This window comes from Kluyvera sp. STS39-E, assembly GCF_040932435.1.
GTDB lineage: Bacteria > Pseudomonadota > Gammaproteobacteria > Enterobacterales > Enterobacteriaceae > Kluyvera.
Genome location: NZ_JBFQGA010000002.1, coordinates 59,783 through 86,249, shown reverse-complemented (window position 1 = coordinate 86,249; position 26,467 = coordinate 59,783). Strand labels below are relative to the sequence as shown.

General features: G+C 52.4%; 28 protein-coding genes. 16 read left to right on the top strand and 12 right to left on the bottom strand.

Features of this window, described 5'->3' with window-relative positions; all coding sequences use genetic code 11:
* Positions 1 to 19 precede the first annotated feature (19 nt).
* Positions 20 to 403 (top strand): biofilm formation regulator BssR, encoded by a 384-nt coding sequence (locus tag AB4K05_RS03980; RefSeq protein WP_368478724.1) that lies wholly within the window; start codon positions 20 to 22, stop codon positions 401 to 403.
* Positions 404 to 433: 30 nt separating this feature from the next.
* Here the strand turns inward: AB4K05_RS03980 and AB4K05_RS03975 are convergent, their stop codons facing one another.
* Together AB4K05_RS03975 and AB4K05_RS03970 are read right to left on the bottom strand one after the other, a co-directional pair.
* On the bottom strand, positions 434 to 1,675 hold the full coding sequence (locus AB4K05_RS03975) for an oligosaccharide MFS transporter (protein ID WP_368479154.1): 1,242 nt from the start codon (positions 1,673 to 1,675) through the stop codon (positions 434 to 436).
* 254 nt (positions 1,676 to 1,929) lie between these two features.
* A complete protein-coding gene (locus AB4K05_RS03970) occupies positions 1,930 to 3,012 on the bottom strand; it encodes a LacI family DNA-binding transcriptional regulator (protein ID WP_368478723.1) in 1,083 nt (360 codons plus the stop codon).
* Positions 3,013 to 3,234: 222 nt separating this feature from the next.
* On the opposite strand from AB4K05_RS03970, the gene AB4K05_RS03965 reads away from it, so the two are divergent.
* Positions 3,235 to 5,283, top strand: a complete 2,049-nt coding sequence (locus AB4K05_RS03965) for a beta-galactosidase (protein WP_368478722.1) — start codon at positions 3,235 to 3,237, stop codon at positions 5,281 to 5,283.
* A 60-nt stretch (positions 5,284 to 5,343) separates the two neighbouring features.
* Here the strand turns inward: AB4K05_RS03965 and AB4K05_RS03960 are convergent, their stop codons facing one another.
* Positions 5,344 to 6,630, bottom strand: coding sequence for an ABC transporter substrate-binding protein (locus AB4K05_RS03960; RefSeq protein ID WP_368478721.1), 1,287 nt, complete (start codon positions 6,628 to 6,630; stop codon positions 5,344 to 5,346).
* 25 nt (positions 6,631 to 6,655) lie between these two features.
* Positions 6,656 to 7,735 (bottom strand): 1,4-beta-xylanase, encoded by a 1,080-nt coding sequence (locus tag AB4K05_RS03955; RefSeq protein ID WP_368478720.1) that lies wholly within the window; start codon positions 7,733 to 7,735, stop codon positions 6,656 to 6,658.
* Positions 7,736 to 7,879: 144 nt separating this feature from the next.
* Here AB4K05_RS03955 and AB4K05_RS03950 point away from each other — a divergent pair, with 144 nt between their 5' ends.
* Complete coding sequence (locus AB4K05_RS03950) at positions 7,880 to 8,890, top strand: LacI family DNA-binding transcriptional regulator (RefSeq protein ID WP_368478719.1); 1,011 nt, start codon at positions 7,880 to 7,882, stop codon at positions 8,888 to 8,890.
* Between the two features lie 5 nt (positions 8,891 to 8,895).
* On the opposite strand, the gene AB4K05_RS03945 is transcribed toward AB4K05_RS03950, so the two are convergent.
* Positions 8,896 to 9,516 (bottom strand): glutathione S-transferase family protein, encoded by a 621-nt coding sequence (locus AB4K05_RS03945; RefSeq protein WP_368478718.1) that lies wholly within the window; start codon positions 9,514 to 9,516, stop codon positions 8,896 to 8,898.
* 232 nt (positions 9,517 to 9,748) lie between these two features.
* On the opposite strand from AB4K05_RS03945, the gene dacC reads away from it, so the two are divergent.
* On the top strand, positions 9,749 to 10,951 hold the full coding sequence (dacC, locus tag AB4K05_RS03940) for a serine-type D-Ala-D-Ala carboxypeptidase (RefSeq protein ID WP_368478717.1): 1,203 nt from the start codon (positions 9,749 to 9,751) through the stop codon (positions 10,949 to 10,951).
* A 7-nt stretch (positions 10,952 to 10,958) separates the two neighbouring features.
* Here dacC and deoR read toward each other — a convergent pair whose 3' ends face one another.
* Positions 10,959 to 11,717: a DNA-binding transcriptional repressor DeoR gene (deoR, locus tag AB4K05_RS03935; RefSeq protein WP_368478716.1), complete on the bottom strand. Its 759-nt coding sequence runs from the start codon at positions 11,715 to 11,717 to the stop codon at positions 10,959 to 10,961.
* Positions 11,718 to 11,787: 70 nt separating this feature from the next.
* Positions 11,788 to 12,396, bottom strand: coding sequence for an undecaprenyl-diphosphate phosphatase (ybjG, locus tag AB4K05_RS03930; RefSeq protein WP_368478715.1), 609 nt, complete (start codon positions 12,394 to 12,396; stop codon positions 11,788 to 11,790).
* A 262-nt stretch (positions 12,397 to 12,658) separates the two neighbouring features.
* Here ybjG and AB4K05_RS03925 point away from each other — a divergent pair, with 262 nt between their 5' ends.
* Positions 12,659 to 13,894 carry an MFS transporter gene (locus AB4K05_RS03925; protein ID WP_368478714.1) on the top strand — a complete coding sequence of 412 codons (1,236 nt, stop codon included), beginning with the start codon at positions 12,659 to 12,661 and terminating at the stop codon, positions 13,892 to 13,894.
* A gap of 71 nt (positions 13,895 to 13,965) precedes the next feature.
* On the opposite strand, the gene AB4K05_RS03920 is transcribed toward AB4K05_RS03925, so the two are convergent.
* Together AB4K05_RS03920 and AB4K05_RS03915 are read right to left on the bottom strand one after the other, a co-directional pair.
* Positions 13,966 to 14,784 (bottom strand): Cof-type HAD-IIB family hydrolase, encoded by an 819-nt coding sequence (locus AB4K05_RS03920; protein WP_368478713.1) that lies wholly within the window; start codon positions 14,782 to 14,784, stop codon positions 13,966 to 13,968.
* A complete protein-coding gene (locus AB4K05_RS03915; RefSeq protein WP_368478712.1) occupies positions 14,784 to 15,986 on the bottom strand; it encodes an MFS transporter in 1,203 nt (400 codons plus the stop codon). Before AB4K05_RS03915 ends, AB4K05_RS03920 begins: the two co-directional genes overlap by 1 nt.
* Before the next feature lie 81 nt (positions 15,987 to 16,067).
* Here AB4K05_RS03915 and AB4K05_RS03910 point away from each other — a divergent pair, with 81 nt between their 5' ends.
* The 4 genes from AB4K05_RS03910 to AB4K05_RS03895 all read left to right on the top strand — a co-directional run bounded on the left by AB4K05_RS03910 (position 16,068) and on the right by AB4K05_RS03895 (position 18,156).
* A complete protein-coding gene (locus AB4K05_RS03910) occupies positions 16,068 to 16,616 on the top strand; it encodes a TetR/AcrR family transcriptional regulator (protein ID WP_368478711.1) in 549 nt (182 codons plus the stop codon).
* 139 nt (positions 16,617 to 16,755) lie between these two features.
* Complete coding sequence (locus tag AB4K05_RS03905) at positions 16,756 to 17,490, top strand: transcriptional regulator (RefSeq protein ID WP_368478710.1); 735 nt, start codon at positions 16,756 to 16,758, stop codon at positions 17,488 to 17,490.
* Positions 17,474 to 17,956 carry a hypothetical protein gene (locus AB4K05_RS03900; protein ID WP_368478709.1) on the top strand — a complete coding sequence of 161 codons (483 nt, stop codon included), beginning with the start codon at positions 17,474 to 17,476 and terminating at the stop codon, positions 17,954 to 17,956. The genes AB4K05_RS03905 and AB4K05_RS03900 overlap by 17 nt, the downstream gene beginning before the upstream one ends.
* A complete protein-coding gene (locus AB4K05_RS03895) occupies positions 17,944 to 18,156 on the top strand; it encodes an ogr/Delta-like zinc finger family protein (protein WP_368478708.1) in 213 nt (70 codons plus the stop codon). The genes AB4K05_RS03900 and AB4K05_RS03895 overlap by 13 nt, the downstream gene beginning before the upstream one ends.
* Positions 18,157 to 18,214: 58 nt before the next feature.
* On the opposite strand, the gene AB4K05_RS03890 is transcribed toward AB4K05_RS03895, so the two are convergent.
* On the bottom strand, positions 18,215 to 18,841 hold the full coding sequence (locus AB4K05_RS03890) for a GIY-YIG nuclease family protein (protein ID WP_368478707.1): 627 nt from the start codon (positions 18,839 to 18,841) through the stop codon (positions 18,215 to 18,217).
* A 78-nt stretch (positions 18,842 to 18,919) separates the two neighbouring features.
* On the opposite strand from AB4K05_RS03890, the gene AB4K05_RS03885 reads away from it, so the two are divergent.
* Positions 18,920 to 19,174 carry a hypothetical protein gene (locus AB4K05_RS03885; protein ID WP_368478706.1) on the top strand — a complete coding sequence of 85 codons (255 nt, stop codon included), beginning with the start codon at positions 18,920 to 18,922 and terminating at the stop codon, positions 19,172 to 19,174.
* Between the two features lie 271 nt (positions 19,175 to 19,445).
* Here AB4K05_RS03885 and AB4K05_RS03880 read toward each other — a convergent pair whose 3' ends face one another.
* The gene (locus AB4K05_RS03880; protein ID WP_368478705.1) at positions 19,446 to 21,134 is read right to left on the bottom strand and encodes an aspartate:alanine antiporter; all 1,689 of its coding nucleotides are present in this window, start codon (positions 21,132 to 21,134) and stop codon (positions 19,446 to 19,448) included.
* 274 nt (positions 21,135 to 21,408) lie between these two features.
* On the opposite strand from AB4K05_RS03880, the gene AB4K05_RS03875 reads away from it, so the two are divergent.
* On the top strand, positions 21,409 to 21,795 hold the full coding sequence (locus tag AB4K05_RS03875) for an inner membrane protein YbjM (protein ID WP_368478704.1): 387 nt from the start codon (positions 21,409 to 21,411) through the stop codon (positions 21,793 to 21,795).
* Positions 21,796 to 21,815: 20 nt separating this feature from the next.
* Here AB4K05_RS03875 and AB4K05_RS03870 read toward each other — a convergent pair whose 3' ends face one another.
* Entirely contained in the window at positions 21,816 to 22,079 is a 264-nt protein-coding gene (locus AB4K05_RS03870) for a GrxA family glutaredoxin (RefSeq protein WP_368478703.1), read from the bottom strand.
* Positions 22,080 to 22,289: 210 nt separating this feature from the next.
* Here AB4K05_RS03870 and AB4K05_RS03865 point away from each other — a divergent pair, with 210 nt between their 5' ends.
* The 5 genes from AB4K05_RS03865 to potF all read left to right on the top strand — a co-directional run bounded on the left by AB4K05_RS03865 (position 22,290) and on the right by potF (position 26,346).
* A complete protein-coding gene (locus tag AB4K05_RS03865) occupies positions 22,290 to 22,568 on the top strand; it encodes a YbjC family protein (RefSeq protein WP_368478702.1) in 279 nt (92 codons plus the stop codon).
* Positions 22,552 to 23,274: an oxygen-insensitive NADPH nitroreductase gene (gene nfsA, locus AB4K05_RS03860; protein ID WP_368478701.1), complete on the top strand. Its 723-nt coding sequence runs from the start codon at positions 22,552 to 22,554 to the stop codon at positions 23,272 to 23,274. The genes AB4K05_RS03865 and nfsA overlap by 17 nt, the downstream gene beginning before the upstream one ends.
* 40 nt (positions 23,275 to 23,314) lie before the next feature.
* Positions 23,315 to 24,217 (top strand): 30S ribosomal protein S6--L-glutamate ligase, encoded by a 903-nt coding sequence (gene rimK / locus AB4K05_RS03855; RefSeq protein ID WP_368478700.1) that lies wholly within the window; start codon positions 23,315 to 23,317, stop codon positions 24,215 to 24,217.
* 130 nt (positions 24,218 to 24,347) lie between these two features.
* Positions 24,348 to 24,827 (top strand): YbjN domain-containing protein, encoded by a 480-nt coding sequence (locus AB4K05_RS03850; protein WP_368478699.1) that lies wholly within the window; start codon positions 24,348 to 24,350, stop codon positions 24,825 to 24,827.
* A gap of 406 nt (positions 24,828 to 25,233) precedes the next feature.
* The gene (gene potF, locus AB4K05_RS03845; protein ID WP_368478698.1) at positions 25,234 to 26,346 is read left to right on the top strand and encodes a spermidine/putrescine ABC transporter substrate-binding protein PotF; all 1,113 of its coding nucleotides are present in this window, start codon (positions 25,234 to 25,236) and stop codon (positions 26,344 to 26,346) included.
* Positions 26,347 to 26,467: the final 121 nt, after the last annotated feature.

The window sequence follows — 26,467 nt, the reverse complement described above, 5'->3', positions numbered from 1 at the left end:
TGGCAAGGGAGGTAAATGCATGACGGAAAGCAAACTGAAACGCCAGCTGATGGGGCAGCTCATCAACGCGCGAATTGACCTTGATGCCTATTTGCAGTTGAGAAAGGCAAAGGGGTATATGTCAGTCGCTGAAAACGATCATCTGCGTACTAACCTGCTCGACTTGTGCTGTGAGTTACGCGATAGCGTGCTCGTGCTAAAACGCAGTAGTTCGCCGCAAGAACTGGAAATTTTTCGGCTGGCGGGCGAGGCCATCGCCTCGGCTGCGGTCTGTTTGATGAGCGGGCGTTACGACTGCCCGTCTTATATTGCGGTTAACGTAGTGACCCTTGAGCGCTGCTTGGCAGCGTTGACCAAAAGCATCAACAAGCTGGATAGCGAATCGTTAATGACGCATGCTTGAAATCAGGGGGACATCAGTCCCCCTGTCATTTTATCCGGCGATAGTGGAACCCTGCGGCTGCACAGCGGCGGGTTTATCTCCTCGCGCATCTCGTAGCGTAAACACCGAAACCAGAGTAAAGAACCCGGCAATCGCCCCCAGAATCAGGTAGGTGTCGGCAAATCCGATGGTGTCATACAGATAACCGGCAATCGGTGAATAGATGGCCGTCGCGATAGAGGCAACGAACAGCACCAGCAGGTAGACCGTTGACAGCAGCTTGTTGTCGAAATTGGCGGAGATGAATTTAAACACCGAAACCAGAATCAACGGTTTTTCGATGGCGTGCAGCATTTTCACCGCCGCAATCCATACTGGCCCCAGTTGAATGGCAGAACCGGCAATACGCACTGACATGATCGTTCCGGCAATCACCAGCGCCCATTTTGCGCCGGTCCGGTTAACAAACCATGGCATCAGGCACAGGAACAACGTCTCGCCGCACACCTGGATGGATGCCAGAATACCGTACCAGTGGTTACCTTCCTCTTTGGTCGGGAATTGCATGGAGAAATACTGGGCGAACTGTTGATCGTAGGTGTCGTAAATCTGCGTGACGAACAGGGTGAAGATCAGCAGCATCCAGAACTGTCCGTTCTTCGCCAGTTCCAGCGCGTGGATGACCTTCAGCGAGTTGGTTTTTTGGATCTCCGCGTCGGTGAGCTCGATTTTGGTCATCATAAAGCACATTGCCGCCACCACGATGGCGCAGCTGGCAAGCCAAAAAGAGAGGTTAGGAAGGGTATCGATATATTTACCCACGATCCACGCCGCTGCTGCCCAGCCCAGCGATCCCCACATACGCACTCGGCCATATTCAAAACTGTAGCGGCGGGAGATTTTATCGATGTAGGAGTCAATGACTCCGCAGCCTGAGTTAAAGATGATACCAAGGTAAATCCCGCCCAAGATCGCACCGAGCCAGAAGCTGTGCACCAGCAACGGAGCGTAAACGTAAATGAAGAACGGGCCGACCGGCAGTAACAGCGCGACGATTATCCAGATGAGCTGTTTTTTCAGGCCAAATTTATCGGATATAAACCCAAAGAATGGCTGCATTAACAGCGCAATAAAGGCGTTGATAGCATAGAGCAGGCCGGTTTGCGTGGCGCTGATCCCCAGATGCTGGGTGGTCCAGATAACAAAGAACGCCATGGTTGATGACCAAGCGAACAGGTACAGAAAATCGAATATGCTGAGCAGAATATAATTACGTTTGCCGGGTAGTAGCATCGCCACATCCTCATCAAATATCAGGCCATCCCCTTGGCACATAGCGACCGCGCTGTGCCCACTGAATATTGTTTTGTATGTTTTGTTGTAAAAATGTCATACGTTAACAATTTCTGTTTTAATCTGACATCTGAACACCATGAGCAAGCAATGCCCATGGTGGATAATTGTGATAAATTTCACAAATGAGTGTGGTTTTTAACTTCGAATAGCGATAAAGATCACTTATCTATTTTTGGGAGCGTATGACTTTTTTAAATCTTTGGTGTCAATTTATCCGCCAGCGTTCGCAGCTGATCGGCAATGCTCAGTAAATCGGTCTCGGAATTATGCAGCGGCCCCGCTGAGTTGCGAACCACCAATCGGCTCGGCAGGATCGTTGACGCACGCGAAGTTAGCGGTGACTCCATCGACTGAAGCAGCTGTTGAACTGCCATTTTCCCTTGTAAATCAAAATCAATGGCTACGGTAGTTAACGCGGGTTCGAAGAAAGCGCTCTCGTAGGTATCGTCGTAGCCAACCACGGAAATGTCCTGCGGGATTTTCCGTTTTTGCTGGTGCAGCGCGCTTAGCGCCCCCAGTGCCATTTGGTCATTGGCGATCAGCAGCGCGGTAGCCTGTGGCGTTTCGCGCAGCATTTGTAGCGTTGCGAGATAGCCGCTTTGCGCATCCCACTGTCCATGGTGCACCGCGAGCGGATTAAGCTGGTAGGACGCAAGCGTATCGCGCCACGTGTTTAATCGCAGACGAGCAGGCACCGAGTTTTCCGGGCCTGAGAGCAGGCAAAACTGGCGGTGACCCAGGTCATACAGATACTTCACGCTGGCCCGCGCGCCTTCCGCTGGGTTAAACGTCACGTTGAACACTGAGCTGTAGGGATCAACGTCAAGGAACAGACACTGCACGTCGGGGTTTTCATCGACCAGGCTTTCTGCCACCGGCGTTTCAAGCGGGGCGTTAATGATCACGCGTTCCACCCGCTGGGACTTCAACTCATTGATGGCGGCTTGAATGCTGTTATCGCTGCCGTCATCAATCATCGAAATCAATACCTGATAACCCTGTTCACCGGCGTACTTTTTCACCGCTGCGGCGATTTGTGATGGGGCGTGAAGCGCCAGTGAAGTGGTAATCAGCCCCAGCGTTTTGCTCTCTTTGCCGACCAACTGCTGGGCGACGCGGTTGGGCACGTACTTCAGCTCGGCAATGGCCAGCTCGATTTTATGGCGTGTTTTTGCCGAAACATTGGCGGAATTGTTGAGCACGCGGGAGACGGTCTGGTACGACACATTGGCATGACGCGCGACGTCCGCAAGGGTTGCTGCTTTGGTTTTCATACTCGCCCCATCAAAAATTTGTACCAGTATACCCGAGCGATTGTTGGACGTGTCACTTAAGCACCGGCTGGTCGGGCAGCAGCGGGGCATTTGTCGGATAAAACGCGTGGGAGATCACATTTTATGCCGACATAGGTTGCGGGCAAGGGGCGTTGGCGCGTAGAAAAGCGGTGTTGTGAACGAATAACATTTTTTGTCTGTATGTGACATAAGGGAACCGACATGGACAAGCATTTGCCAATAAATCCCGCCGCCCCCTGGCTTTTGCACGGCGCTGATTACAATCCGGAACAGTGGTTACACGTGCCGGGGATCTTGGAGCAGGATATCGCCATGATGCAGCAGGCGGGCTGTAACGTTATGTCGGTAGGCATTTTTAGCTGGTCGGCGCTGGAGCCCGCCGAGGGTGAGTTTACCTTTGCGTGGATGGACACTGTGCTGGATAAACTCCACGAAGGCGGTATTTCCGTTTTCCTGTCGACCCCCAGCGGGGGAAAACCCGCGTGGCTGGCAGCAAAATACCCGCAAACCCTGCGAGTCAGCGCGGCAAGAGTCAAGGCGCTGCACGGTGGGCGGCATAATCACTGCCTTTCGTCTGCGGTCTACCAAGACAAAGTGACGTTGATAAACCGCAAACTCGCGCAGCGCTATGCGCATCATCCTGCCGTGTTGGGCTGGCATATCAGTAATGAATACGGCGGTGAGTGTCATTGCGATTGCTGCCAGCAGGAATTTCGTCTGTGGCTGCAAACGCGCTACCAAACGTTGGATGCGCTAAATCATGCTTGGTGGACCGGATTTTGGAGCCACACCTACAGCGACTGGTCGCAAATTGAATCCCCTTCGCCACAGGGTGAAATGTCGAATCATGGGCTAAACCTCGACTGGCGGCGATTTGTAACCTCACAGGTAAAGGCGTTCTACCAGACCGAGGTTGCGCCGCTGAAATCCGAACGTCCTGAACTGCCGGCAACAACCAATTTCATGTGGTATTTCAACGATTATGATTATTGGCAGCTAAAAGATGTGGTCGATTTTGTCAGTTGGGACAGCTACCCCATGTGGCATAAACAGGAAGACGAGCGTGCGGTGGCCTGTAAAACGGCGATGTACCACGATTTGATGCGCACGCTCAAAGACAAGCCGTTTGTACTGATGGAATCGACGCCGGGGCAAACCTGCTGGCAGCCGACCAGCAAGCTAAAAAAACCGGGGATGCATATCCTGTCATCATTACAGGCTGTCGCCCACGGCGCCGATGCAGTGCAGTATTTCCAGTGGCGCAAAAGCCGTGGGGCCGTTGAGAAATTCCACGGTTCGGTTATCGACCATGTCGGTCACCTCAACACTCGCACCGGGCGAGAAGTGTCGCGGCTGGGTGAAATGCTCGCGGCGCTGAGTCCGGTGGTTGGCAGTAAAACCCAGGCGAAGGTGGCCATTATCTTCGATTGGGAAAATCGCTGGGCGGTGAACGACGCGGCCGGCCCGAGAAACTGTGGCATTCATTACGAGCAGACGGTGGTCGATCACTACCGTCCGTTCTGGGAGCAGGGGATTGCCGTCGATATTATTAACGCCGATAGCAGTCTTAACGGTTATGAGCTGGTGATTGCGCCAATGCTGTATATGGTGCGCGACGGTTTTGCCGAGCGGGCCGAAGCCTTTGTGCGGGCTGGCGGCTACTTTGTAGCAACTTATTGGTCAGGGATTGTTAACGAGAGCGATCTTTGTCACCTCGGCGGTTTCCCAGGGCCTTTACGTCCACTGCTTGGCGTTTGGGCCGAGGAGATCGATAGCCTGACCGATGAGCAAAGCAATGGCGTTGAGGCGCTGCCGGATAGCGGATTACAGGGTAGCTGGCGTGCCCGCGAGCTGTGTGAAGTGATTCACCCGGAAGGCGCTGAGGTGCTGGCGTGCTACAGCGAGGACTTCTATGCGGGTTACCCAGCGCTCACGCAGCATCGATTTGGTAAAGGTAAAGCGTTCTATATCGCCTCTCGTAATGATGATGCTTTCCATAAGGCATTTACCGGGATGCTGGTTAACGCCCTAAAACTCCCGCGTGCCCTTAACGCCGAACTGCCCACCGGGGTGGTCACCACGCGGCGGACCGATGGCGAATGGGAGTGGGTATTTGTGCAGAACTTCACGGATGGTGAGCAGACGATAGGGTTGACGGATATTTTCCACAACGCGGTGTCCGGCGAGAAGGCGGAGAATTCGCTGACGTTGATGCCGTGGGGATGTGAAGTGTTGACTCGAGCGCTGTAAACCGATGGCCGGATGGCGGAGTTACCTCATCCGGCCTACATCGTTTTGCCATTGTGCGGGTTAGCGCATAATCCGCCGCAATATCCGGTTGGCTTGTTCGGTAAACTCGGTAGCCGCTTCGTCAATCGTCGCCTTGCCGTAATCGATGTTCTGCAAGGCGGCGACGAACAGCGCGATAAACTGCGGATCTTCCAGATACGGCAGCGTTTTCGAATTATTCGGTAGTGCGGCAGACTGCATTAACCCAGCCAGCACGGGATCGGCGTCTTTCAACAGGCCGGCTTCACGCAGGATTTGTTCACCTGAACGGCTCAGCGGTACGCCGCGCTCTAAGCCAACAGGCACCACGCCGGCTTTCTCGTTTAGTAGGAAATTAACCAGCGTTGCCGCTTCCTGTGGATGGTGAGTATTTTTACTGATGGAGAACATCAGCGCCGTTTTGTGGAACTGCCCGGCATCTTTTGCCCCTTCACGCATCGGGTATGGCCCCATGACCAGATCGGCAGGGTTTGCCAGATTTTGCGATTCAGCCGTATAAAGCACGTTCCAGTTATAGATGCCGGCCCATTCACCGTTGAGCCACGGCTTCATTTCATAGGCGACCCCCTTACCAAATGACGCCATCGTCCGGGCATCGGGAACCGTATGGGCGTCGACCATTTTGCGGTAGAAGGTGAAAGCCTCGACCAGATCGGCATGACTCCAGTTCAGCTTACGTTTCTTCTCGTCAATCATCGGCTTCTGGTGGCCCTGATAAACGTATGAATTGAGTAGCAGCAGCGAATCTTGCTCGGTTAGGATCAGCGGGAAGTAGTTATCGCCCAGCTTTTCTTTAAACACCGGCCCCGCTTTTAGCAGTTCATCCCAGGTTTTTGGCAGCGCGACTCCGGCTTTGTTCCACGTTGCCGCGTTGTAATAAAACAGCATCACGTTGGCGGAGACGGGTATGGCGTTTACCTTCCCATTAACCGTGGTGCTGGCCAACGATTCCGGGGAGAACTGATCCAGACCAATCGGCTTGGCCAGTTTGTTAAGGTCGTAAAACCCTTCGCCGGTTTTCGAGAGCAGGGTCAGCCAGTTCCAGTTGGTCTGCATAACATCGGCTTCGGTATTACTGTTGATTTGCGTGGTCAAACGCGAATAAAAACCATCCCAGCCGGTGTATTCGGCTTTCACTTTGATGTTGGGGTATTGGGCTTCAAAGGCTTCAAGTGCCTTTAAGGTTGCCTGATTACGGGCCTTGCCGCCCCACCAGGCAAAACGGAGTTCCACCTGATCGGCGCTGTGCGCAAAAGGCATCGCGCCGAAACTGCAGCAGGTAAGCAGGAACACAATTGATTTTTTCATGGATGAATCCTCCGTGTAGAAACAACTAGCCGCGGCGCAGGCGGTAGTGGGTCAGGCTTTTCACCAACTGCATTTCCTCCTCGCACCACGGTTTGCCTTCTGGCGTAAGCACATCATGAAACCACAGCGATTGCGGCGCGGGATGGTCTTTATTGACGCTGGTCCAAGGGATCCAGGTCTGCGTTTTGCCAGCAACCAGACCCCACTGATAACAGCCGGTATCAAAGGCGCTGAATAGCGGAAGCTGCTCGCTGAATCCGCAGTCCATATGACGGGCGAGCCATTCAGTGCACAGGACCGGTCGGTTGCGTAGGGCTAGATTTTCCAAAACGCCGAGCTGGTGGGCGGCATTGTTGTAGTTGTGGTAACTAATAATGTCGGAAAGCTCGAGGGCGGCGACATCAATAGGGTGCTCCAGCGTACCGTAATGCTGATGGTCGATGTGCCATGCGCCGACGGTGAGCGGCTGAGTTGGGCTCACCTCGCGCGCCCAGCCAAAGGTGGCAATCATCAGCTCTAATGCGAAGTGCTCCAGCGCTTCGTCATACTCCATCGATTCGGTAGGCGAGAGGTTAATGCCGCGATTGCCCGGCTCGTTATAGAGATCCCAGATAGCTATCCGCGAGTCATTTTTGAACTGCGTCAGCACGTCGCGAACATAGGCTTCAATCCGTGGCCATTGCTCTGGCTTCATGACCATCGAGCGACCCGGGCTGGCGGCTGCTTGGCTATTGTGAACACCTTCGCGCGGTGGTTTTTGTGGCCCCAAATAGGGTTCATCACCGGAGAAAGCGCAGTCGTCCATGAGCGTCAGCATGACCTGGATTTGGTGCTTTTCCGCCAATGCGAGGAAACGGTCAATACGCGCTAACAGGCCGTCGCGGTCTGCCTGCCAAACGATAAACGGCAAATTGGTGCGCAGGGCGTTGTAGCCGTGGTCATGGGCCCAGCCCAGTTCTTGGTCGATGGTGGCGGCATCAAACGTGTCTGCCTGCCACATTTCGGTCCAGTTAACCGCGCTACGGGGAAGGTAGTTAAATCCGCAGGCCCATCCGTGCTGTTGATACCAGGCCTCGGCCTGTGATTCGCTCCATTGCGAGTTCATTATGTTTCTCCAGTGCTAATAATTATTAGCTAATATTTATTATCAACTGGACGTTGTGCAATCTTAAAGCGGTCAATATGCTGGGGCGTTCACAAAAAAAAGCAAAGATATCTGTGCTATAGTCGGCGGCGACAAGGAGCAAACATGCCGAAAAAAAATAAGATAACGATGAGTGATATCGCCAGGGAAGCCGGTGTTTCTCAGGCAACAGTCTCTCTGGTGCTCAACAATAGTCGGGCCATTCGCCTAAGCGATGCGACGCGTGAACGGGTGTTTGCCGCCGCATCGGCGCTGGGGTATCAGAAGATTATCGTGCCTCACCGCCCGGACGGGCAGGAGGAGATAGCCCTGTTGCTGTGCGGCATGCCGAATTATGACCCGTTTGTCGATGCCATCAGCGAGGCCAGCAGCACCGCCTGGCAGCGGGATATGCTGTTGACCGTCTACGATTACGGTGACGATATGCAGATGGTTGAGCAGATCTTACATCAGCTTGAAAGTCGTAACTGTGTAGGCATAGTGCTCGCCAGCCCGGTGACCCGGGCGTTTGATTTCTCGCCGTTCGAACCGATGTTGAAAAAACCGGTGGTGCTGCTCAATCAGTACGATCCCAACCGTCCGCTACTGCCGACCTTCCTGCCCGATGACCGCGCCAACGCCTGTCAGATAGTCAATCATCTGCTGGATCAGGGCATGACCCGTATCGCGCATATCACGGGGGATGAGTGGATGGACGCCAGCGTGCTGCGTCTGGAAGGCTATCGGCACACTCTCCAGCAGGCCGGCATCGACGTTGATGAGGCGTTGATTAAGCAAACCGATTGGTCACTGGACGCGACATACCAAGCTACGCTCGAACTTATGCGACTGCCGTCGCCGCCGCAGGCTATTTTTTGTGCCAGTGACTGGATGACTCTGGGCTGCTATCAGGCGTTGGCAACGCTGAACATTTCGATTCCGAAAGAGGTGCTGGTTTGCGGCTACGATGACCAACGTATTGCGCACCAGTTGACGCCTGCCTTAACCAGCGTGCAACTTGCCTACAATGAATTGGGGCGTATGGCGGTGAGTTATTTATGTGATGGTGATGATGCCGCAGCGCACATCCGGCTGGTGGGGAAATTGCAGGTGCGTGGCAGCAGCCAGCGCACCTGAAGATCTTAGCTGACCGGGATCATCACCACGTCGCGGAAGGCCGGGCGGTCGGCAAGCTGTTGATACCAGCGCGTCAAGTGCGGACGCGGCTGCCAGGTTTTCACCGTTTCCAGCAGGTTGTAGACAAACGGCGCCACGGCGATATCGCCCACGCCGAAGTCATCACCGGAAAGCCAAGTTTGCGTCGCCAGCGTATTATCGAGAATTTCCAGCAGCGGCTCGCAGGCAATAATCGCCGCGTCAATCTCGGCCATGTTGCGTTTTTCTGCTGGCGTTCTCACCAGCCCAATCAGAATCTTTCGATGCGTTGGCGAGAGGGTTTCATTAGCCCAGTCCATCCATTTCTCGCTTTTCGCCCGCAAAATCGGTGTCGATTGCCATAACGTCTTGGCACCGTACTGCGCCGCGAGGTAACGCACGATGGAGTTGGATTCCCACAGCACGTCGTCACCGTCTTTGAGCATCGGCACCAGGCCGTTTGGGTTAAGCGCCAGATAGGCCGCGTCGTGGTTCACCCCAAAACCCTGTCCCGCCATAATCTGCTCATAAGGCAGACCCAGCTCAGCCAGCGTCCAGCGTACTTTTTTCACGTTCGTTGAGTTATTGCGTCCCCACAGCGTAACCATAGCTACTCCAGTTTGTTTAGCGGAAATTTACTGTGAGCTAAAGTTAACGAATTCGCAATCACTGTCAAAAAAATGTCAGGTTTTCAGCACAACGTGAGGATCTTGCGTAAACTTAAAAAACTTTACCAACTCACTGTTTCTTTAAGAGTGTTTCTACGTTATTACTCACCGCCTAATGCAGTACGGTTACTGTTGTGGCGTGTTTTTGGGAATGGATACTTGGGTGGCTTTTATGATGTATAACACGAATGCCTTTCGCAGCCTGCTGGCGGGCTCAGCGCTTTTATTGGTAGTAGCACCGGCGGTGCAGGCGGCGGATCAGCTTCCTGATGCGCCATCGATTGATGCGCGTGCTTTTATTTTGATGGATTATTCCAGCGGTAAGGTACTGACCGAGGGTAACGCGGACGAGAAGCTCGATCCGGCGAGCCTGACGAAAATCATGACCAGCTACGTAGTGGGTCAGGCGCTGAAAGCGGGAAAAATCAAACTTCCTGATATGGTCACCATCGGCCGCGATGCGTGGGCCACTGGCAACCCGGCTCTGCGAGGCTCTTCGGTGATGTTCCTGAAGCCGGGCGAGCAGGTGTCAGTTGAGAACCTTAATAAAGGGGTGATCATCCAGTCGGGTAATGACGCCAGTATTGCCATCGCCGACTACGTAGCCGGCAGCCAAGATTCTTTTGTGAGCCTGATGAACGGCTACGCGCAGAAAATCGGCCTGACCAATACCACCTTCAAAACCGTTCATGGCCTTGATGCACCGGGGCAGTTCAGTACCGCCCGCGATATGGCGTTACTGACACGCGCCATGATCCACGATGTGCCGGAAGAGTACGCGGTACACAAAGAAAAAGAGTTCACCTTCAATAACATCCGCCAGCCAAACCGCAACCGTCTGCTGTGGAGTTCTAACCTGAACGTTGATGGCGTGAAAACCGGGACTACGGCGGGGGCGGGATACAATCTGGTCTCTTCTGCGACTCAGGGCGATATGCGCCTGATTGCGGTGGTGCTCGGCACCAAAAGCGATCGCGTGCGTTTCAATGAGTCGGAAAAGCTGCTGACTTGGGGCTTCCGTTTCTATGAAACGGTGACCCCGATTAAACCGGATGCCACCTTTATCAGTCAGCGCGTTTGGTATGGCGATACCAGTGAAGTGAAGCTGGGGGCCGGAGAAGCCGGTTCCGTGACTATTCCTCGCGGACAGCTCAAAAATCTGAAAGCCAGCTACACCTTAACGCAGCCGCAGCTGACTGCGCCGTTGACCAAAGGCCAGGTCGTGGGCACCATCGACTTCAAACTCAACGATAAAACCATCGAACAGCGCCCGCTTATCGTGATGGAAGCGGTCGAAGAGGGCGGGTTCTTTAGCCGCATGACCGACTTCGTGCTGATGAAATTCCACGAATGGTTCGGCGGCTGGTTCTCATAACAAGGCCTTAGTACAGCAGCGAAATTTGCTGCTGTTTTGCCAGTGCCACCAGTTCGTCATCCGGGCAGGTGTCACTGGCAATCACATCAAAGCGGGTTAAATCGCCCATGCGTGCCGGACGCACTTTGCCAAACTTGCTGTGATCCGCCACCAGTACGTGATACCGCGACTGACGCATTGCCCAATGCTTCACCGGCAGCTCTTCGAGATTAAAACAGGTTGCTCCCATCTCAATATCGATGCCCGCCGCAGAATAAAATGCGATATCCGGGCACAGGTGCGACAGCGTATCGTGCTCGCTAATTGGCTTAAAGATCGCGTTGCTGGCGTGAAATTCACCGCCGCAGAGAATCGGCCGGCACTGGGGCTTGTCCTGCAACGCGAGGAAGGTATTCAGCGAATAACAGACGGCGGTAAAGGGCAGCTCGTTATCAATAGCGTCAATAATCCACGGCGTGGTCGTGCCGCAGTCGAAAAAGGCCATCTGATGCGCTTTTAACAGCTTTGCTGCATGGCGAGCGGCCAGCTTCTTTTCATCAACCAGACGGGTTTTTTGATCGCTTAGCAGATAGTGGGGGACGCTACGGGGTTCCAGCACGACATAACCGCCCAGCAACACAACCGGGCCGCTTTCGCTGTTGAGGTCGCGACGAATCGTCATTTCAGAAACGCCAAGCAGCGCCGCCGCTTCTTTTAAATGCAGCTTATCGCTACGTTTTAATGCCTGAATCAGTTGGCTAATTCGTTCGTCGCGTCGTGTTTCCATAGTTCCTCTAGCGGAAATGCCCCGGCAAGGATGCCGGGGTCAACGCGTCATTTTACCTGCGAGCGTAGAGCTAGTCACGCACCCAGCCTTTACGAATCGGCAGTGAGAAAATCAGGCGGTAAATGTGTTGCAGGCGTGGGTAGACCGCTGCGCTCACGGACTGCCACAGCAGATGCGCCACCATGCAGCCTATTAGCCCGCACAGGAAGCCGCCGAGCATATCCATCGGCCAGTGTACGCCAAGGTAGACGCGCGACCAGGCTATCGCCACGCCGACGGCCATCAATACCAAACCCGACCACAAACGATGCCAGAACAAGAACGCTAGTGCGAAGGTGAAAATCACCGTGCCGTGGTCGCTGGGGAAAGAGTTATCCGCGGCATGATACAGGAAGTTATAGCCAATGCCGGCGGCAAACGGGCGGTCATGCGGAAAGAGCTGACCCATGGTCCAAGACAGCGCCAGGCTAGTGGCGATGGCCAACGCTACTTTCACCACCAGATGGCGCTGGGCATGTACCTGTTTTCGTTCTCCCCACAACCACATGGCGGCAGCAAGCAGTGGGACAATCAAAATCAAATCCCGCGCAATAAAGGTGGCGAGCGAAATTTGCCACCCTTCAGAGGCTGGCGTGGCATTGATCAGCAAAAACAGCGTGTTGTTCAGGTTTTCCAGCATGGCGTTCCGGCTTCGTTGATGACAATTTTATGACAGCCACCTTAAAAAGACCGCCCCAGATAGTAAAGAGGGATCGTCTTAATCGAACATCTGTTTCGACATTAAGGTGATGAATTGAGCGGTGTGGAGTATACCGCTCACTACCTTAAGCAAATCTTAACGACATCAATTTGTGCGAAATCGTTAAGCTGCGTGATAATTAACTATCACCACTACCGCGCATTGATTAAACTTGCGCGTTTTTATTATGGATACGAGCCAAATGGATACTTCCACTTCTTCCCGGAAACGCTTGGGGCGTAAGGCAATTTTGTTCCCGCTTTGCCTCGTGCTCTATGAGTTTTCGACCTATATTGCCAACGATATGATCCAGCCGGGTATGCTGGCAGTCGTTAAAGAATTTAATGCCGGCGATGAGTGGGTACCAACGTCAATGACCGCTTATCTGGCGGGTGGCATGTTCCTACAGTGGCTGTTAGGGCCGCTTTCAGATCGTATTGGGCGTCGCCCGGTCATGCTTACCGGTGTTATCTGGTTTATCGTTACCTGCCTTGCCACGCTGCTGGTACAAAACATCGAGCAGTTTACTTTCCTGCGCTTTTTGCAAGGGGTGAGCCTGTGCTTTATCGGCGCGGTAGGTTACGCCGCGATTCAGGAGTCGTTTGACGAAGCCACCTGCATCAAGATAACGGCGTTGATGGCGAACGTTGCGCTGATTGCACCGCTGCTGGGGCCGCTGGTGGGCGCGGCGTGGATCCACCTTGCGCGCTGGGAAAGTATGTTTGTGCTGTTCGCGCTGCTGGCGGTGATTTCGTACGTTGGACTGTTCAAGTCGATGCCTGAAACGGCAACCCGTCTTGGCGAATCGCTGTCGTTAAAGGCGCTTGGGCAGGACTATCGTGAAGTGCTGAAAAACGGCCGTTTCGTCGCAGGCGCGTTGGCGACGGGCTTTGTGAGCCTGCCGCTGCTGGCATGGATTGCCCAATCGCCGGTTATTATTATCAGCGGCGAGAAGGCCAGCAGCTATGAATACGGTCTGCTGCAGGTGCCGATTTTTGGCGCGTTGATTCTTGGCAACCTTGTGCTGGCGCGGCTGACATCACGGCGCACGGTGCGTGAGCTCATTATTGCCGGTGGCTATCCGATTATGTTCGGCTTGGTGCTGGCTGCGGCGGCAACGGTGGTTTCTTCCCACGCTTATCTGTGGATGACCGCGGGGTTAAGCTTCTATGCCTTCGGCATTGGGCTTGCCAATGCCGGTCTGGTGCGCTTAACGCTGTTTGCCAGCGATATGAGTAAAGGCACGGTATCGGCGGCGATGGGAATGTTGCAAATGCTGATCTTTACTGTGGGCATTGAGCTTAGTAAGCACAGCTATCAACTAGGTGGGATTGGCATGTTTAGCCTGTTCAATCTGGCCGGCGGTGTGCTGTGGCTGGGGTTGGTGGTGATGTTCCTGCGCGACAAAAAAGTGGGTAGCGGCCTACAACCTGAATAACAGACTGTAAGCCGAATCAAGCAACGCTGCCATCCGGTACTAATCTGCCCGATGGCGCGATGCTTTCGGGCCTACCGCTTGGTAAACGGTGCTTCGCCTTTGAGTGCCTTATCAATCATCTCCAGCACACCTTCCTCGTTATTATGCGGCGCATGATAACCGGCAACGGCTTTCACCGCGTCAACGGCGTTAGCCATCGCCACGCCGTATCCTGCCTGTTTCACCATCTCAAGATCGTTACAGCTGTCGCCGAATGCGACAACGTCTTCATCCGCGATTCCCCAGCGGTCTTGCAGCAAACGCAGACCGTGAGCTTTATGCACGCCTGGGATGATAAGGTCGATGCTGCCGTGGCCGGTGGTGACCGCCGTCAGCAGATGGCCGAGCTTGGCGTCGAGCGTTTCCTGCATCTGCGGGACTTTCTCGTCCGGGATGTTGAGGGCAAATTTCAAAATGGTGTCATCGATATTGTCGAAGTTATCCACCAGTTCGATGCGGTGATAGTAATGCTGCGCAATTTCGTGGAAACGTGGGGTATAGCTTTTAAGCGTATATGCGCTGGCTTTACCGCAGGCAATAATCTCAATTTCCGGGCGGGTCAGGAGGAAATTAACGATTTGCTGGAAGTGGTCGCGCGGCATGGAGCAGTTGTAAATATCCTCACCCGCATCGCGCACCCAACCGCCGTTTTCGGCGACGAAGGCAATCTCTTCGACAATTTCCGGGAAGAAGGAGGCGAGCTGGTAATATTGGTTACCGCTGGCGACCACAAAACGGATCTGCCGCTGTTTCATCTGCTGATACTGCTGAAGAAAACGCTCACGGTTGTAGGTTTTCTTATCGTTCAGGAAGGTGCCATCCATGTCTACGGCGATCAATTTAACGCTCATCAGTGACTCTCCATTACAGTACGTGGCTCGGGTTTAGCCACCGCTTTCGCCACCATTGCGGCAATCAGAACCAGCGTCAGTACGGCCAACATTGCGCTACGCAGACCGTAATGTTCGCCAAGGAAACCGAGCAGCGGCGGGCCAACCAGGAACGCCAGATACCCAGTGGTCGCCACAACGCTGACGCGGGTAGGGGCATCCGGGCCGGTGTCGCTGGCGGCGGAAATGGTCAGCGGGAAACCGAGCGAAGCGCCCAGACCCCACAGAATAACCGAGACGCCGGCAACCCAGGCGCTGTCGACAAAGATAATCAAGGCAATGCCCAATGCGCCCATTAGCGCGCTGGCGCGGACTACGGTAACGCGGCTATAGCGGTCAATAAACCAGCCACCGGTGAAGCGCCCGACCGTCATGCCGAGGGTAAAGCCGGCATAAATGAGGGAGCCGGAGGTAGGGCTAAAACCGTGGCCGTCGACCATCAGCAACGGCAGCCAGTCGTTGGCGGAGCCTTCGGCAAATGCCATCGCCAGCACCACAACGCCAATCAGCATCAGCTGCATATCGCGCCAGAATGGTACGCCTTTTTCCTGATGCTGTGCGTTTTCAGCTTCGTTGCGCCCGGTGCCGTCTGGAATGGCCTTTATCGCAATGGCGATGGGGGCGATACCGACCAGCCCTGCAACCATAATGTGCCACATCGCGGGTAGGCCAAAGGCGGTAACCGCCATGCCGACGCCTGCGCCGACCAGCGTACCCAGGCTGTAGAAACCGTGCATCATCGGCAGCACGGTTTTTTTCATTTCGCGCTCAACCGCTGCGCCTTCGACGTTAATCGCGACCTCCGCCGAGCCGAAGCTGGCACCAAAGACGGCAAGGCCGATGGCGAATATCCACGCAGAGCCAAAGTGCAGCGCGATACCTAAGATCATCATGCCGACGATAGCGCATGACATGGTGGTACGGATGACGACGCGGGTTCCAAATCGTTTCACTAAAAAGGAAGAACACAGGATGCCGCTCATTGAACCAATCGACAGGCCGAACAGCACAATACCCATTTCTGCCGTGGATAAGGACAAAATATCGCGGATTGCCGGGGTACGTGTGGCCCATGAGGCCATCAATAAACCGGGCAAAAAGAAGAACATAAAGAGTGCCCACATCCGTAGTTGCAGGGCTTTACGAGAGGTCAACGTTGTCATCCATTTGGGTCGGGTCGGAAAGTATGCAGACAACACTAACAAGGTTGTGTACATTTGTACATAATTTGAAAGAGGGAAATTATGGCCCGCCGACCGAACGATCCACAGCGCCGGGAGCGCATCATCAACGCAACTCTGGAGACCATCGCGACTCATGGGATAAGTGCGGTGACGCACCGAAAAATTGCCAATTGTGCCGATGTGCCGTTGGGATCAATGACCTACTATTTTGACGGCATTGAAGCGCTGCTAAGTGAAGCTTTTGGCGCGTTTACCGCGCGAATGTCGGAAGAGTATTCGGCCTTTTTTGCCGGCGTCACTACCTTTGATGGCGCCTGCGATGCGGTGGCTGAACTCATTTTCAGCAGCCAAGTCACCACGCCAAAAAACATGACGCTGATGTATCAGTTTTACGCTCTCGCCAGCAGCACGCCATCACTTAAGGAAGTGATGCAAAACTGGATGAGCCGCAGCCAGCACACGCTGGAGCAATGGTTTGATCCGTCTACCGCGCGTGCGTTAGATGCTTTTATAGAAGGCATGACGCTGCATTTCGTCACCGACAGCCAGCCGCTGACCCGCGAGGAGATCCGAAAAATGGTAGGTAGGACGGCGGGAGAGGGCCTGTAAAAGCGTATACGCCTAGTTAACCCTTATTGTGGCTAGCGTCATCATTCTCATTTGGGGTAATGATTAGTTAGAGTTATGCTATAATCAGAAAGGCTGGAAATTTTAAATTAAATGCCCAATATTTTATAGAGCTTAGGGAATGAAATACGTATTAAATGCTAAGTTTAGCTATGACTCAGACAACGATGTTTTGAGTGTAATCAATACCCCTGAGACTGAAATTACGCTTACGATCACGGCGAGTAAAATATTTCATGTTTTATTAGAAAATCACGGCCATGATATGAGCCGTGAAGCGCTGATGGATGCTTTATGGGAAAAATATAAAATTCATCCATCGGGAAACTCACTAAACCAGTATATATCAATACTCAGAAAAACATTGGTTGATATTGGCTGCGACGCAAATATTATTATCACCATTCCTAAAGTGGGCTTCTGTATCCCCAGCAATATGGTATCGTTACCCCCATCTGACAATAATGGTGTGACAGTTCTTGGCAGAATTAGCAAAAGCAGAAATATTGTTTTAGCAACCTTGGCTATTATTTTTTTAGGCTTGTTTTTATCTTTATGGATAAATTTCAACGAAGAAAAAATTAGCAATATGCATGTGCTGACGGAACTAAACGGTTGCAGTGTATATACACTGGGCAATGGTTTAGAGTCAGGGAAAGAAATTATAATCAATGAGATAAAAGGACTTCAGCGCAATGGGATGCTGCCAACCACCTGTGAACCCGGGTTTTTTTATCTAACTTCGGTAGAAAACGTCTTCTCAAAGTCAAAGGGCGGACGTTTTTTCGTTGCTCAGTGCTCGCGTGAAAATTCTAACCTAACGAACTGTATCTCTGTATATGAAAACAAAAATTAAGATATTGGCTGGGTTTTTACTCATTGTGTTTCTGGCGGCACTTTTCGCAGTCTTCTACTGGTACGTGCAATCTGAGAAAGAAAGTGAATCCAGCTTTACCTGCTCTGGAAATGTTCATTTCCTATTACGGGATGATTATTCTTTCTCTGGTACGGTTAAGTTAGCCTTTATGAATGATCACCGCGGCTTGCTCGCTTACTCCGGTACATTGAGCAAAGAAGACAAAGATGTCGCTAAATTATTGCGAATTAACTATTTTGATGTGAAAGTTGAAAGCAATAACTATTTCCAAATATCGAATTTCGATATCAAGAAAAATATCAACGACACCCTAAAAGATGAAGACTTCAATCATCTTATTTTTGATTTATCTTCCGGGCCAAGACGGCTTGAAATGCACCACATTGCTGATAATGCCTTATTGATAGGTAATGTTTTTTCTCCTGTATTTATTTGCCTGAAGTAAATGGGGCTGTATGCAACGATACCCGTAGTAGCTCTTTGGTTTCCAAAGAAACCAAAGAGCGTTGCAACCAGTGCATAAACATCGAATGTGGGCACCCCTTCGGAACGCATGAAACTTTTATTCGCTCCGTATGCCGCCTGCAAAAAATCAGCGCAGCACCGCCTCATCCTAAAGGTATGCAGGAACAATTTGCTTACTGATTTTGGTCCGCCTCTGATGTAAGAACTATTTTACAAGGCGGCGGATTTTACATACGGTTCAGTCCACTACTACAGCTTGTTTTATCATTTCTGCAACAGCACTCCTGCTAAATCCTGTTTCATCTGCGATCTCCAGTACTTTAGCTTCAGCCATGGCTTTGCTGCGCATTGCTGACAGTATGGGTTTAAAGGAGTGGTTGTTTCCCTGAAGGTTCAATGGCAGCGAAATGCTGGAAATCAACGATTCTTCCAGTACCCAGGGTTCTTCATCTGTGATCCAATAAACCCTGGTATTCTTATCCATCCACTGATCCAGCCATTGCTCTCCAGGATGAGTAAATGTCGTTCTCTTGCCTGAGCCAACCCGACGGAGCGGGAAATTACTTGTCGTCGAAAGCAATACTCCCAGCGTGCGTCTGAGTGTTGAGCCTTCGGCGTTGCCGCTATAGTGGGTTTTGATGCGCTGCCGAAGGTTGGCGCGGCTATTAGGTTTGCTTTTTTTGTCGGGCGAAATACCGACATAGAGCAACGTGTACCCATCTTGGGTAATGCAACCCTCAATTGGAACACCCGGGGGAATCTCTTTAAACCACCAGAAATAGATGCCATTCACAGCAGGGACAGGTGTTGGATGACACATGATTTCTGCTCTGCTGAATGTTTTGTCAGGATAAAAATTAAACACTCATATTCTCCACACTGATTTATCCTGATAGCTTATTAGATAATCATATGGGAATGCTTGATTTACATAGGGGGAATAATGAGTTTAAGAGTAACGACACAGCAGGTAGATACTTGGAAGAAACGTATCCAGCGAGATGGTTTGAAAGGCTCAACTTACTTTTGCCAACAGGGCGGGGCTGTGTGGGTTTCCGCTTCGGGTGATCACCAAGCTGTCTGTCAGCTAGTTTTAGGCAGAGATTCAGGAACAAGTTCCTTAGCGAGTTATTTACGCTGGGATGATGTTGGTGCGGTTGATTTGGTTGAATTGTTGTACGCGATTGAAACGGCATAAAACAGAGACTTATGGCTGCATGCCGAAAGCGCTGTTGCCATTCTGTCGCCGCCTACATCAAAGCAGTTTCATAACTGGCTGGTTTTAAAGGCTACGAAATTCAAGCAACAAAAAACCCATCAACCTTGAACCAAAGATGGCGGGGTTGATGGGCTCCACAAAATGGGGACATCAAAGAAAAGCAGTGGCACTAATTAAGACTTGCGCTTGGATGAAAAGTTCGGCGTTGCGCAAAAATAATTTTCTTTTCTTTGTTTTTTCCCGATAAAGGCTAGCCGCCGATCCCAGGCCAGATGATGATAATCAGCGTACCAGCCAGTGTTAACAACACGTTAGCGATGGCGTAGGTGCCCGCGTAGCCAAGTGCGGGAATGTTGCTGCGTGCAGTATCGCTGATAATTTCCATTGCCGGCGCGCAGGTTCGTGCGCCCATAATCGCCCCAAACAGCAGCGCGCGGTTCATGCGCAGGATGTAGGCGCCAAACAAGAAGCAGATGACCACCGGGATCAAACTAACGAACAGCCCGGCGACCAGCATTTGTCCGCCTACGACGCCAAGGCCGTTACTGATGCCGCTACCCGCGCTAAGGCCTACGCCGGCCATAAAGACCATCAGGCCAAACTCTTTCACCATATTCAGCGCACCCTGCGGGATGTAGCCGAACGTTGGGTGGTTGGCTCGCAGGAAACCCAGCATAATGCCGGCGAACAGCAGACCTGCGGCGTTACCGATGCCGAAGTTAAAGCTGCTGAACTGGAAGGTGATCATGCCAATCATCAGACCCACGATAAAGAAGGAGCAGAAGGCAAGTAGATCGGTGACCTGACTATGAATGGAAACGAAGCCAATGCGGTCGGCGACGGTTTTCACACGGCGCGCGTCGCCGCTTACCTGCAGCACATCGCCTTTATTGAGCACGATATTGTCGTCAATCGGCATCTCAATCTGGCTGCGGATCACCCGGTTAAGGAAACAACCGTGGTCGGTCAGCTTTAACTGCGCCAGTCGGCGGCCAACGACATTATGGTTTTTGACCACAATCTCTTCGGTCACAATACGCATGTCCAGCAGATCGCGATCGAACACCTCTTTACCGTTACGGAAGCTTGGATCGAGGCGCGCGTGTGCGTCCGGGTAACCTACCAGCGAAATCTCGTCGCCCATTTGCAGCACCGCATCGCCGTCAGGATTGGCGAGGATGCCGTTGCGGCGGATACGTTCGATATAGCAGCCGGTCTGCCGATAAATGCCCAGCTCGCGCAGGTTTTTACCGTCGGCCCAGGCAACCAACTCCGGGCCAACGCGATAGGCGCGGATAACCGGTAGATAGACTTTACGATTGGTATCAGTATCTAGGCCGCGCTCGCGAGCGATTTGCTGGGCGCTGGTCTGCAGGTCCTGATGTTGGAATTTCGGCATATAGCGTGCGGCGACAATCAGGCTGACCAAACCAATCAGATAGGTTAACGCGTAGCCGAGGCTCAGATTGTCCTGCGCTTGCGCCAACAGGCCCGGTTCCATGCCGGAATGCCGTAGCGTATCACCAGCACCTACCAACACCGGTGTGGAGGTCATGGAGCCTGCCAGTAGCCCGGCCGTCAGGCCGATATCCCAGCCAAATAGCTTACCGAGTCCTAGAGCAATGAGCAGCGCGCTGCCAACCATTACCAGACCGAGCATCAGATAATTTTTGCCGTCGCGGAAGAAAATAGAAAAAAAGTTGGGTCCTGCTTCTACGCCAACGCAGAAAATAAACAACATAAAACCGAGGTTAAGCGCATCAGTGTTAATACTGAAGTGTTGCTGCCCTAATAAGAGAGAGACCACTAAAACGCCAATGGAATTACCAAGTTGGATTGAGCCTAGGCGTAATTTGCCAAGACAAAGCCCCAGCGCTAATACCACGAATAATAACAGGATGTAATTCCCGTTTAACAAATCTGCGACGTTTATATTCACGGAGTCTAACTTATTTTTTACCAGTAACGTGTTGAAAGGAATGGCTATTTGATCTACTGTTGACCACGGGCTATGGCTTGCGTGCTGCTATCCTGAACCCGAATAATAACCAGAAAATAGCGAACGATAGTTTAATCGTTCCTGACAGCTACGGCTAGCAACAATCGCTTTTAGCGCAGAAGTGTTTTGGCAAGGAAAGCCAGTGACTTTATCTGACTGGGCGTCCGTAAGGACGAGGTCTGGATTTTGATAGAGATTTTTTCAGGAGAAGCGTGTGAAAAATGAACGCGGTTGGGCAGGCGTAATTTGCTGCTTTATATTATTTATAGTGGTCTTTTGTTCACTGGTGCTGCATGTGAAAGGCGCTTTTCGCGCGTCTGGCGCACCTGAACTGGGTCTGCTTTTTTTTCTTATTCCTGGGATGGTTTCAAGCTTTATTTCTTCGCGCCGTCGAGTGCTGCGTCCGCTGCTGGGTGCTGTTCTGGCCGCGCCGCTGTGCTTGGTGCTGACCCGCGTTTTCTTTATTAGTGACCGTTCACTGTGGCAGGAAATGGCTTGGCTCTTTAGCGCGATTTTTTGGTGTGCGCTGGGTGCGCTGTGCTTTTTGTTCGTCAGTTCGATGCTGAGTGATAAACGTCGGGAAGGAAAACGCCCGCTGTGAAGCGGGCGCTGGAGTCAGTATTACGCGAACAGGCCGAGGTTTTCTTTCGCCCAAGCTTCAAAATCTGTGCACCCACCGATGTGCTGCTGATCGACAAAAATCTGTGGCACGGTCTCAACCGGCTTACCCACCGTTTTTTCTAAGTCAGCTTTGCTGATGCCTTCTGCGTGAATGTCGACGTAACGGTAATTGAAGTCGTCACGTTCTTGAGTCAGTTTCTCCGCCAGCTCTTTTGCACGAACACAGTAAGGGCAACCAGGACGACCAAAAATAACGGTAAACATAATGTCTCTCCTTAAACGAGCGGAATATTCAATGTGCCAGTTGGCTAATGGGTCCTATGATGCCGCGCGGGAGGAGAGGGGGAAAGAAGGTTTTCCCTCTTGTTCCGATTCATTCAGACTATGTTTGGTTAAATATTTTTCGCGGACATGCCGTTATACTCGTCGTCAATGACTGAAGAAAATACGGTATCGGTTCACAGGAGGAGAAGCATGCGTTCGCTCGGAGCACTTCCGAAAAGCGTGTTAGTACTGGAAGCTATTGGCATGGTTATGCTGGCAGCGGCGTGGTTGTCGCTCAATCAGTACGTGACCTTGCCGGACCCCTTTTCCAGCCAGCTGGCGGCGGTGGTGATGATCTTCGTTGGCATTGCGCTAATGCTGCCCGCGGCAGGGGTGCTTTTCTGGGGGATTGCCCGCGCTGCGGCTCCGCAACTGATGAACTCTAAACCGCCGCGAGATAAGGAAAAAAAAGATGACACCGACCATTGAGGTACTGCTCAACCATCGCTCCATCCGCCAGTTTACCGGCGAACCGATTACTGATGACCAGCGCAACGCGATTATTGCCAGCGCGCAGGCTACATCAAGCTCCAGCTTTTTGCAGTGCACCTCAATCATCCGTATCACCGATAGTGACATGCGCGCTCAACTGGTTGAGCTGACCGGCGGGCAGGCCCATGTGGCACAGGCGGCGGAGTTCTGGGTGTTCTGCGCAGATTTCAATCGCCATCTGCAAATCTGCCCGGATGCGCAGTTGGGGCTAGCCGAGCAGCTATTGCTCGGCGTGGTCGATACTTCACTGATGGCGCAAAATGCGCTGACGGCCGCCGAATCACTAGGACTTGGCGGCGTCTACATTGGCGGCCTGCGTAACCACATCCAGTCGGTCACCGAACTTCTCGGATTGCCAAAACACGTGCTGCCGCTGTTTGGTCTGTGCCTTGGCTGGCCTGCCAGCCAGCCGGATCTCAAGCCGCGTCTGCCAGCGACTCTGCTGGTGCATGAAAACCGCTACCAGCCGCTGGATAAGGTTGAACTGGAACGCTACGACGAGGAGCTGGCGCAATATTATCTGTCGCGTAGTACCAACGCGCGTCGAGATACCTGGAGCGACCATATTCGTCGTACGCTTATTAAAGAAAATCGGCCGTTTATTCTGGATTATTTGCATCAGCAAGGTTGGGCGACGCGCTAAGGGGCGCCGACTTTTTGCTGTTTTTCTGGAGAGGTAAAGGGTGAAAATTGCCATTTTGTCCCGGGATGGAACGCTCTATTCGTGCAAACGTCTGCGCGAGGCAGCCAAGCGTCGGGGCCATATTATTGAAGTACTCGACCCGCTTTCTTGCTACATGAACATTAACCCGTCGGCTTCGTCGATTCACTATAAGGGACAGCAACTGCCGCATTATGACGCGGTGATCCCAAGAATCGGCTCGGCGATTACCTACTACGGGATGGCGGCGTTGCGTCAGTTTGAAATGCTGGGTAGCTACCCGTTGAACGAGTCGGTGGCGATAACCCGCGCCCGCGATAAGCTGCGTTCTCTACAGCTTTTGGCGCGCCAGGGGATAGATTTACCGGTCACCGGTATCGCTCATTCGCCGGACGATACCAGCGACCTGATTGATATGGTCGGCGGTGCGCCGCTGGTGGTGAAGCTGGTGGAAGGCACGCAGGGCATCGGCGTCGTACTGGCCGAAACGCGGCAAGCGGCGGAAAGCGTGGTCGATGCGTTCCGTGGCCTCAATGCGCACATCCTGGTTCAGGAATATATTAAAGAGGCTAAAGGGCGCGATATTCGCTGCTTCGTGGTCGGTAATGAAGTGGTCGCTGCCATCGAGCGGCGGGCGAAAGAGGGCGATTTTCGTTCGAACCTGCATCGCGGTGGCGTGGCGGTGGTGGCGAATATCACTCTCGCCGAACGTGATATCGCGGTGAAAGCGGCGCAAACGCTCGGCCTTGACGTCGCCGGAGTCGATATCTTGCGTGCCAATCGCGGCCCGTTGGTGATGGAAGTCAACGCCTCGCCGGGTCTCGAAGGAGTGGAAACCACCACCGGAATTGATATCGCGGGAAAAATGATCGAATGGATCGAACGTCAGGCACATCCCGGCTTTTGCCTGAAAATCGGCGGATAGTTGCGGCTTTCATAGTATGCGGTGATATTTTTGCGTAAACTGTGGGCTAAAATCGTATTTATACTACCGGGTCTTCGCCCGGTAGCTGTTTTTCTGGAATTTCACTTTACTGCATGAGGTCATAGGCAATATGGATTCTCTCGTCGTCCCGAGTCTGGATACGTTACGTCAGTGGCTCGACGAAATGGGCATGAGCTTTTTTGAGTGCGACACCTGTCAGGCGCTGCACCTGCCGCATATGCAAAATTTTGAAGGCATCTTTGATGCCAAAATTGATCTCATCGATAACGTTGTGTTGTTCTCTGCGTTGGCTGAGGTCAAGCCTTCCGCGCTGCTGGCCCTTGGGGCCGATCTTTCAGCTATTAACGCCAGTTCGCTAACCGTCAAAGCTTTTCTCGATATGCAGGATGATAATCTGCCAAAACTGGTTGTTTGCCAGTATTTATCCGCAGCCGTCGGGGTGACTTTCGAGCAATTCGCTTCGTTTGTGCAGCAGAGCGAAGAACAGGTATCGATGGTGATCCTTGAGGCTTCCGCGCACGACCTGCTGTACAAAGCGGAAGAGAGTGAGCAGCCACCGGAAGATATTCAATACCATTTTCTTCACTAATTACCCCCGCTAAATAGCGCAGTCACTGCCATAGTGGCTGCGTATTACATTTTTTTATTCTACAGTTAACCTCTTTTTAAAGTTTCTTTCACTACCTGACTGCCTCTTTTGGCTGATCAGATAGAGTGATCCTGCATAAAAAATTGATAAAAGACGTTTTTTACGCTGCCCTATAGCCTCCGACTCGGGCTACAGTTATTCTTGCGACATATCAGTGCACCCCCTAGTTATTGCTGACAATAATCATTGTTGGCGAGGATTTTGCATCGGTATCGCGAGCAATGATTGCAGGGGAGCCGGTGCTCTTCTCTTTCATACGGTCCGAAATAATATGCATGATTTCTGCATACTCTAAATTGCGTATATTTAGTCCGTTTGTTAACGGGCGACGAGAAGGATAAGAGATATGGCCGCCTTGAGTAAAAAATGGTTAACGGGTCTGGTGACGGGTGCGCTGATGGCCGCCTCGGCAAGCGTGCTCGCTGCAGAACAAAAAACGCTGCATGTTTATAACTGGTCTGACTATATCGCGCCGGACACGGTGGCGAACTTCGAAAAAGAGACCGGCATTAAAGTCGTGTATGACGTATTCGACTCCAACGAAGTGCTGGAAGGCAAGCTAATGGCAGGAAGCACCGGTTTTGACCTGGTGGTGCCTTCTGCAAGTTTCCTTGAGCGCCAGTTGACGGCGGGTGTATTCCAGCCGCTGGATAAGAGCAAGCTGCCAAACTGGAAAAACCTCGATCCGGAAGTGCTGAAGCTGGTGGCGAAACACGATCCGGATAACAAATACGCTTTCCCTTATCTGTGGGCGACCACGGGTATTGGCTACAACGTCGATAAAGTGAAAGCTGTACTGGGTAAAGATGCACCGCTCAACAGCTGGGATCTGGTGATGAAACCGGAAAACCTCGAGAAGCTGAAAAGCTGCGGCGTGTCCTTCCTTGATGCCCCGGAAGAGATCTTTGCCACCGTGCTGAACTACTTAGGCAAAGATCCTAACAGCATGAAAGCTGATGACTATACCGGCCCGGCAACCGACTTACTGCTGAAGCTGCGTCCGAATATTCGCTACTTCCACTCGTCGCAATACATTAACGATCTCGCCAACGGCGACATCTGCGTTGCGATCGGCTGGGCGGGCGATGTTTGGCAGGCGGCGAACCGTGCAAAAGAAGCCAAGAACGGCGTGAACGTTTCCTACTTCATCCCGAAAGAGGGCGCGCTGGCGTTCTTTGATGTCTTCGCGATGCCGGCCGATGCTAAAAACAAAGATGAAGCCTATCAGTTCCTCAACTACCTGATGCGTCCGGACGTGATTGCACATATCAGCGACCACGTGTTCTACGCCAACGGCAACAAGGCGTCTACACCGCTGATAAGCCCGGAAGTCCGTGATAATCCGGCTATTTATCCACCGGCAGATGTCTTCGCTAAGCTGTTTACGCTGAAAGTCCAAGAGCCAAAAATTGACCGCGTCAGAACGCGTGCATGGACCAAAGTGAAAAGCGGAAAATAACGAAATCACTAAAACAGTGATGCTATTGCACCGGGGCAGTGCAGCTGCCCCACGCTGGACACCGGCCGCCCGGCCGGTAACCAGGGGTTGATATGACAACCGGGTCATATCGATATTTGTT

Bases quoted from the DNA above. Each gene is read 5' to 3' on its own strand.
- AB4K05_RS03980 (WP_368478724.1), top strand. From the start codon at position 20: ATGACGGAAAGCAAACTGAAACGCCAGCTGATGGGGCAGCTCATCAAC.
- AB4K05_RS03975 (WP_368479154.1), bottom strand. From the start codon at position 1,675: ATGCTACTACCCGGCAAACGTAATTATATTCTGCTCAGCATATTCGAT.
- AB4K05_RS03970 (WP_368478723.1), bottom strand. From the start codon at position 3,012: ATGAAAACCAAAGCAGCAACCCTTGCGGACGTCGCGCGTCATGCCAAT.
- AB4K05_RS03965 (WP_368478722.1), top strand. From the start codon at position 3,235: ATGGACAAGCATTTGCCAATAAATCCCGCCGCCCCCTGGCTTTTGCAC.
- AB4K05_RS03960 (WP_368478721.1), bottom strand. From the start codon at position 6,630: ATGAAAAAATCAATTGTGTTCCTGCTTACCTGCTGCAGTTTCGGCGCG.
- AB4K05_RS03955 (WP_368478720.1), bottom strand. From the start codon at position 7,735: ATGAACTCGCAATGGAGCGAATCACAGGCCGAGGCCTGGTATCAACAG.
- AB4K05_RS03950 (WP_368478719.1), top strand. From the start codon at position 7,880: ATGCCGAAAAAAAATAAGATAACGATGAGTGATATCGCCAGGGAAGCC.
- AB4K05_RS03945 (WP_368478718.1), bottom strand. From the start codon at position 9,516: ATGGTTACGCTGTGGGGACGCAATAACTCAACGAACGTGAAAAAAGTA.
- dacC (WP_368478717.1), top strand. From the start codon at position 9,749: ATGATGTATAACACGAATGCCTTTCGCAGCCTGCTGGCGGGCTCAGCG.
- deoR (WP_368478716.1), bottom strand. From the start codon at position 11,717: ATGGAAACACGACGCGACGAACGAATTAGCCAACTGATTCAGGCATTA.
- ybjG (WP_368478715.1), bottom strand. From the start codon at position 12,396: ATGCTGGAAAACCTGAACAACACGCTGTTTTTGCTGATCAATGCCACG.
- AB4K05_RS03925 (WP_368478714.1), top strand. From the start codon at position 12,659: ATGGATACTTCCACTTCTTCCCGGAAACGCTTGGGGCGTAAGGCAATT.
- AB4K05_RS03920 (WP_368478713.1), bottom strand. From the start codon at position 14,784: ATGAGCGTTAAATTGATCGCCGTAGACATGGATGGCACCTTCCTGAAC.
- AB4K05_RS03915 (WP_368478712.1), bottom strand. From the start codon at position 15,986: ATGACAACGTTGACCTCTCGTAAAGCCCTGCAACTACGGATGTGGGCA.
- AB4K05_RS03910 (WP_368478711.1), top strand. From the start codon at position 16,068: ATGGCCCGCCGACCGAACGATCCACAGCGCCGGGAGCGCATCATCAAC.
- AB4K05_RS03905 (WP_368478710.1), top strand. From the start codon at position 16,756: ATGAAATACGTATTAAATGCTAAGTTTAGCTATGACTCAGACAACGAT.
- AB4K05_RS03900 (WP_368478709.1), top strand. From the start codon at position 17,474: ATGAAAACAAAAATTAAGATATTGGCTGGGTTTTTACTCATTGTGTTT.
- AB4K05_RS03885 (WP_368478706.1), top strand. From the start codon at position 18,920: ATGAGTTTAAGAGTAACGACACAGCAGGTAGATACTTGGAAGAAACGT.
- AB4K05_RS03870 (WP_368478703.1), bottom strand. From the start codon at position 22,079: ATGTTTACCGTTATTTTTGGTCGTCCTGGTTGCCCTTACTGTGTTCGT.
- AB4K05_RS03865 (WP_368478702.1), top strand. From the start codon at position 22,290: ATGCGTTCGCTCGGAGCACTTCCGAAAAGCGTGTTAGTACTGGAAGCT.
- nfsA (WP_368478701.1), top strand. From the start codon at position 22,552: ATGACACCGACCATTGAGGTACTGCTCAACCATCGCTCCATCCGCCAG.
- AB4K05_RS03850 (WP_368478699.1), top strand. From the start codon at position 24,348: ATGGATTCTCTCGTCGTCCCGAGTCTGGATACGTTACGTCAGTGGCTC.
- potF (WP_368478698.1), top strand. From the start codon at position 25,234: ATGGCCGCCTTGAGTAAAAAATGGTTAACGGGTCTGGTGACGGGTGCG.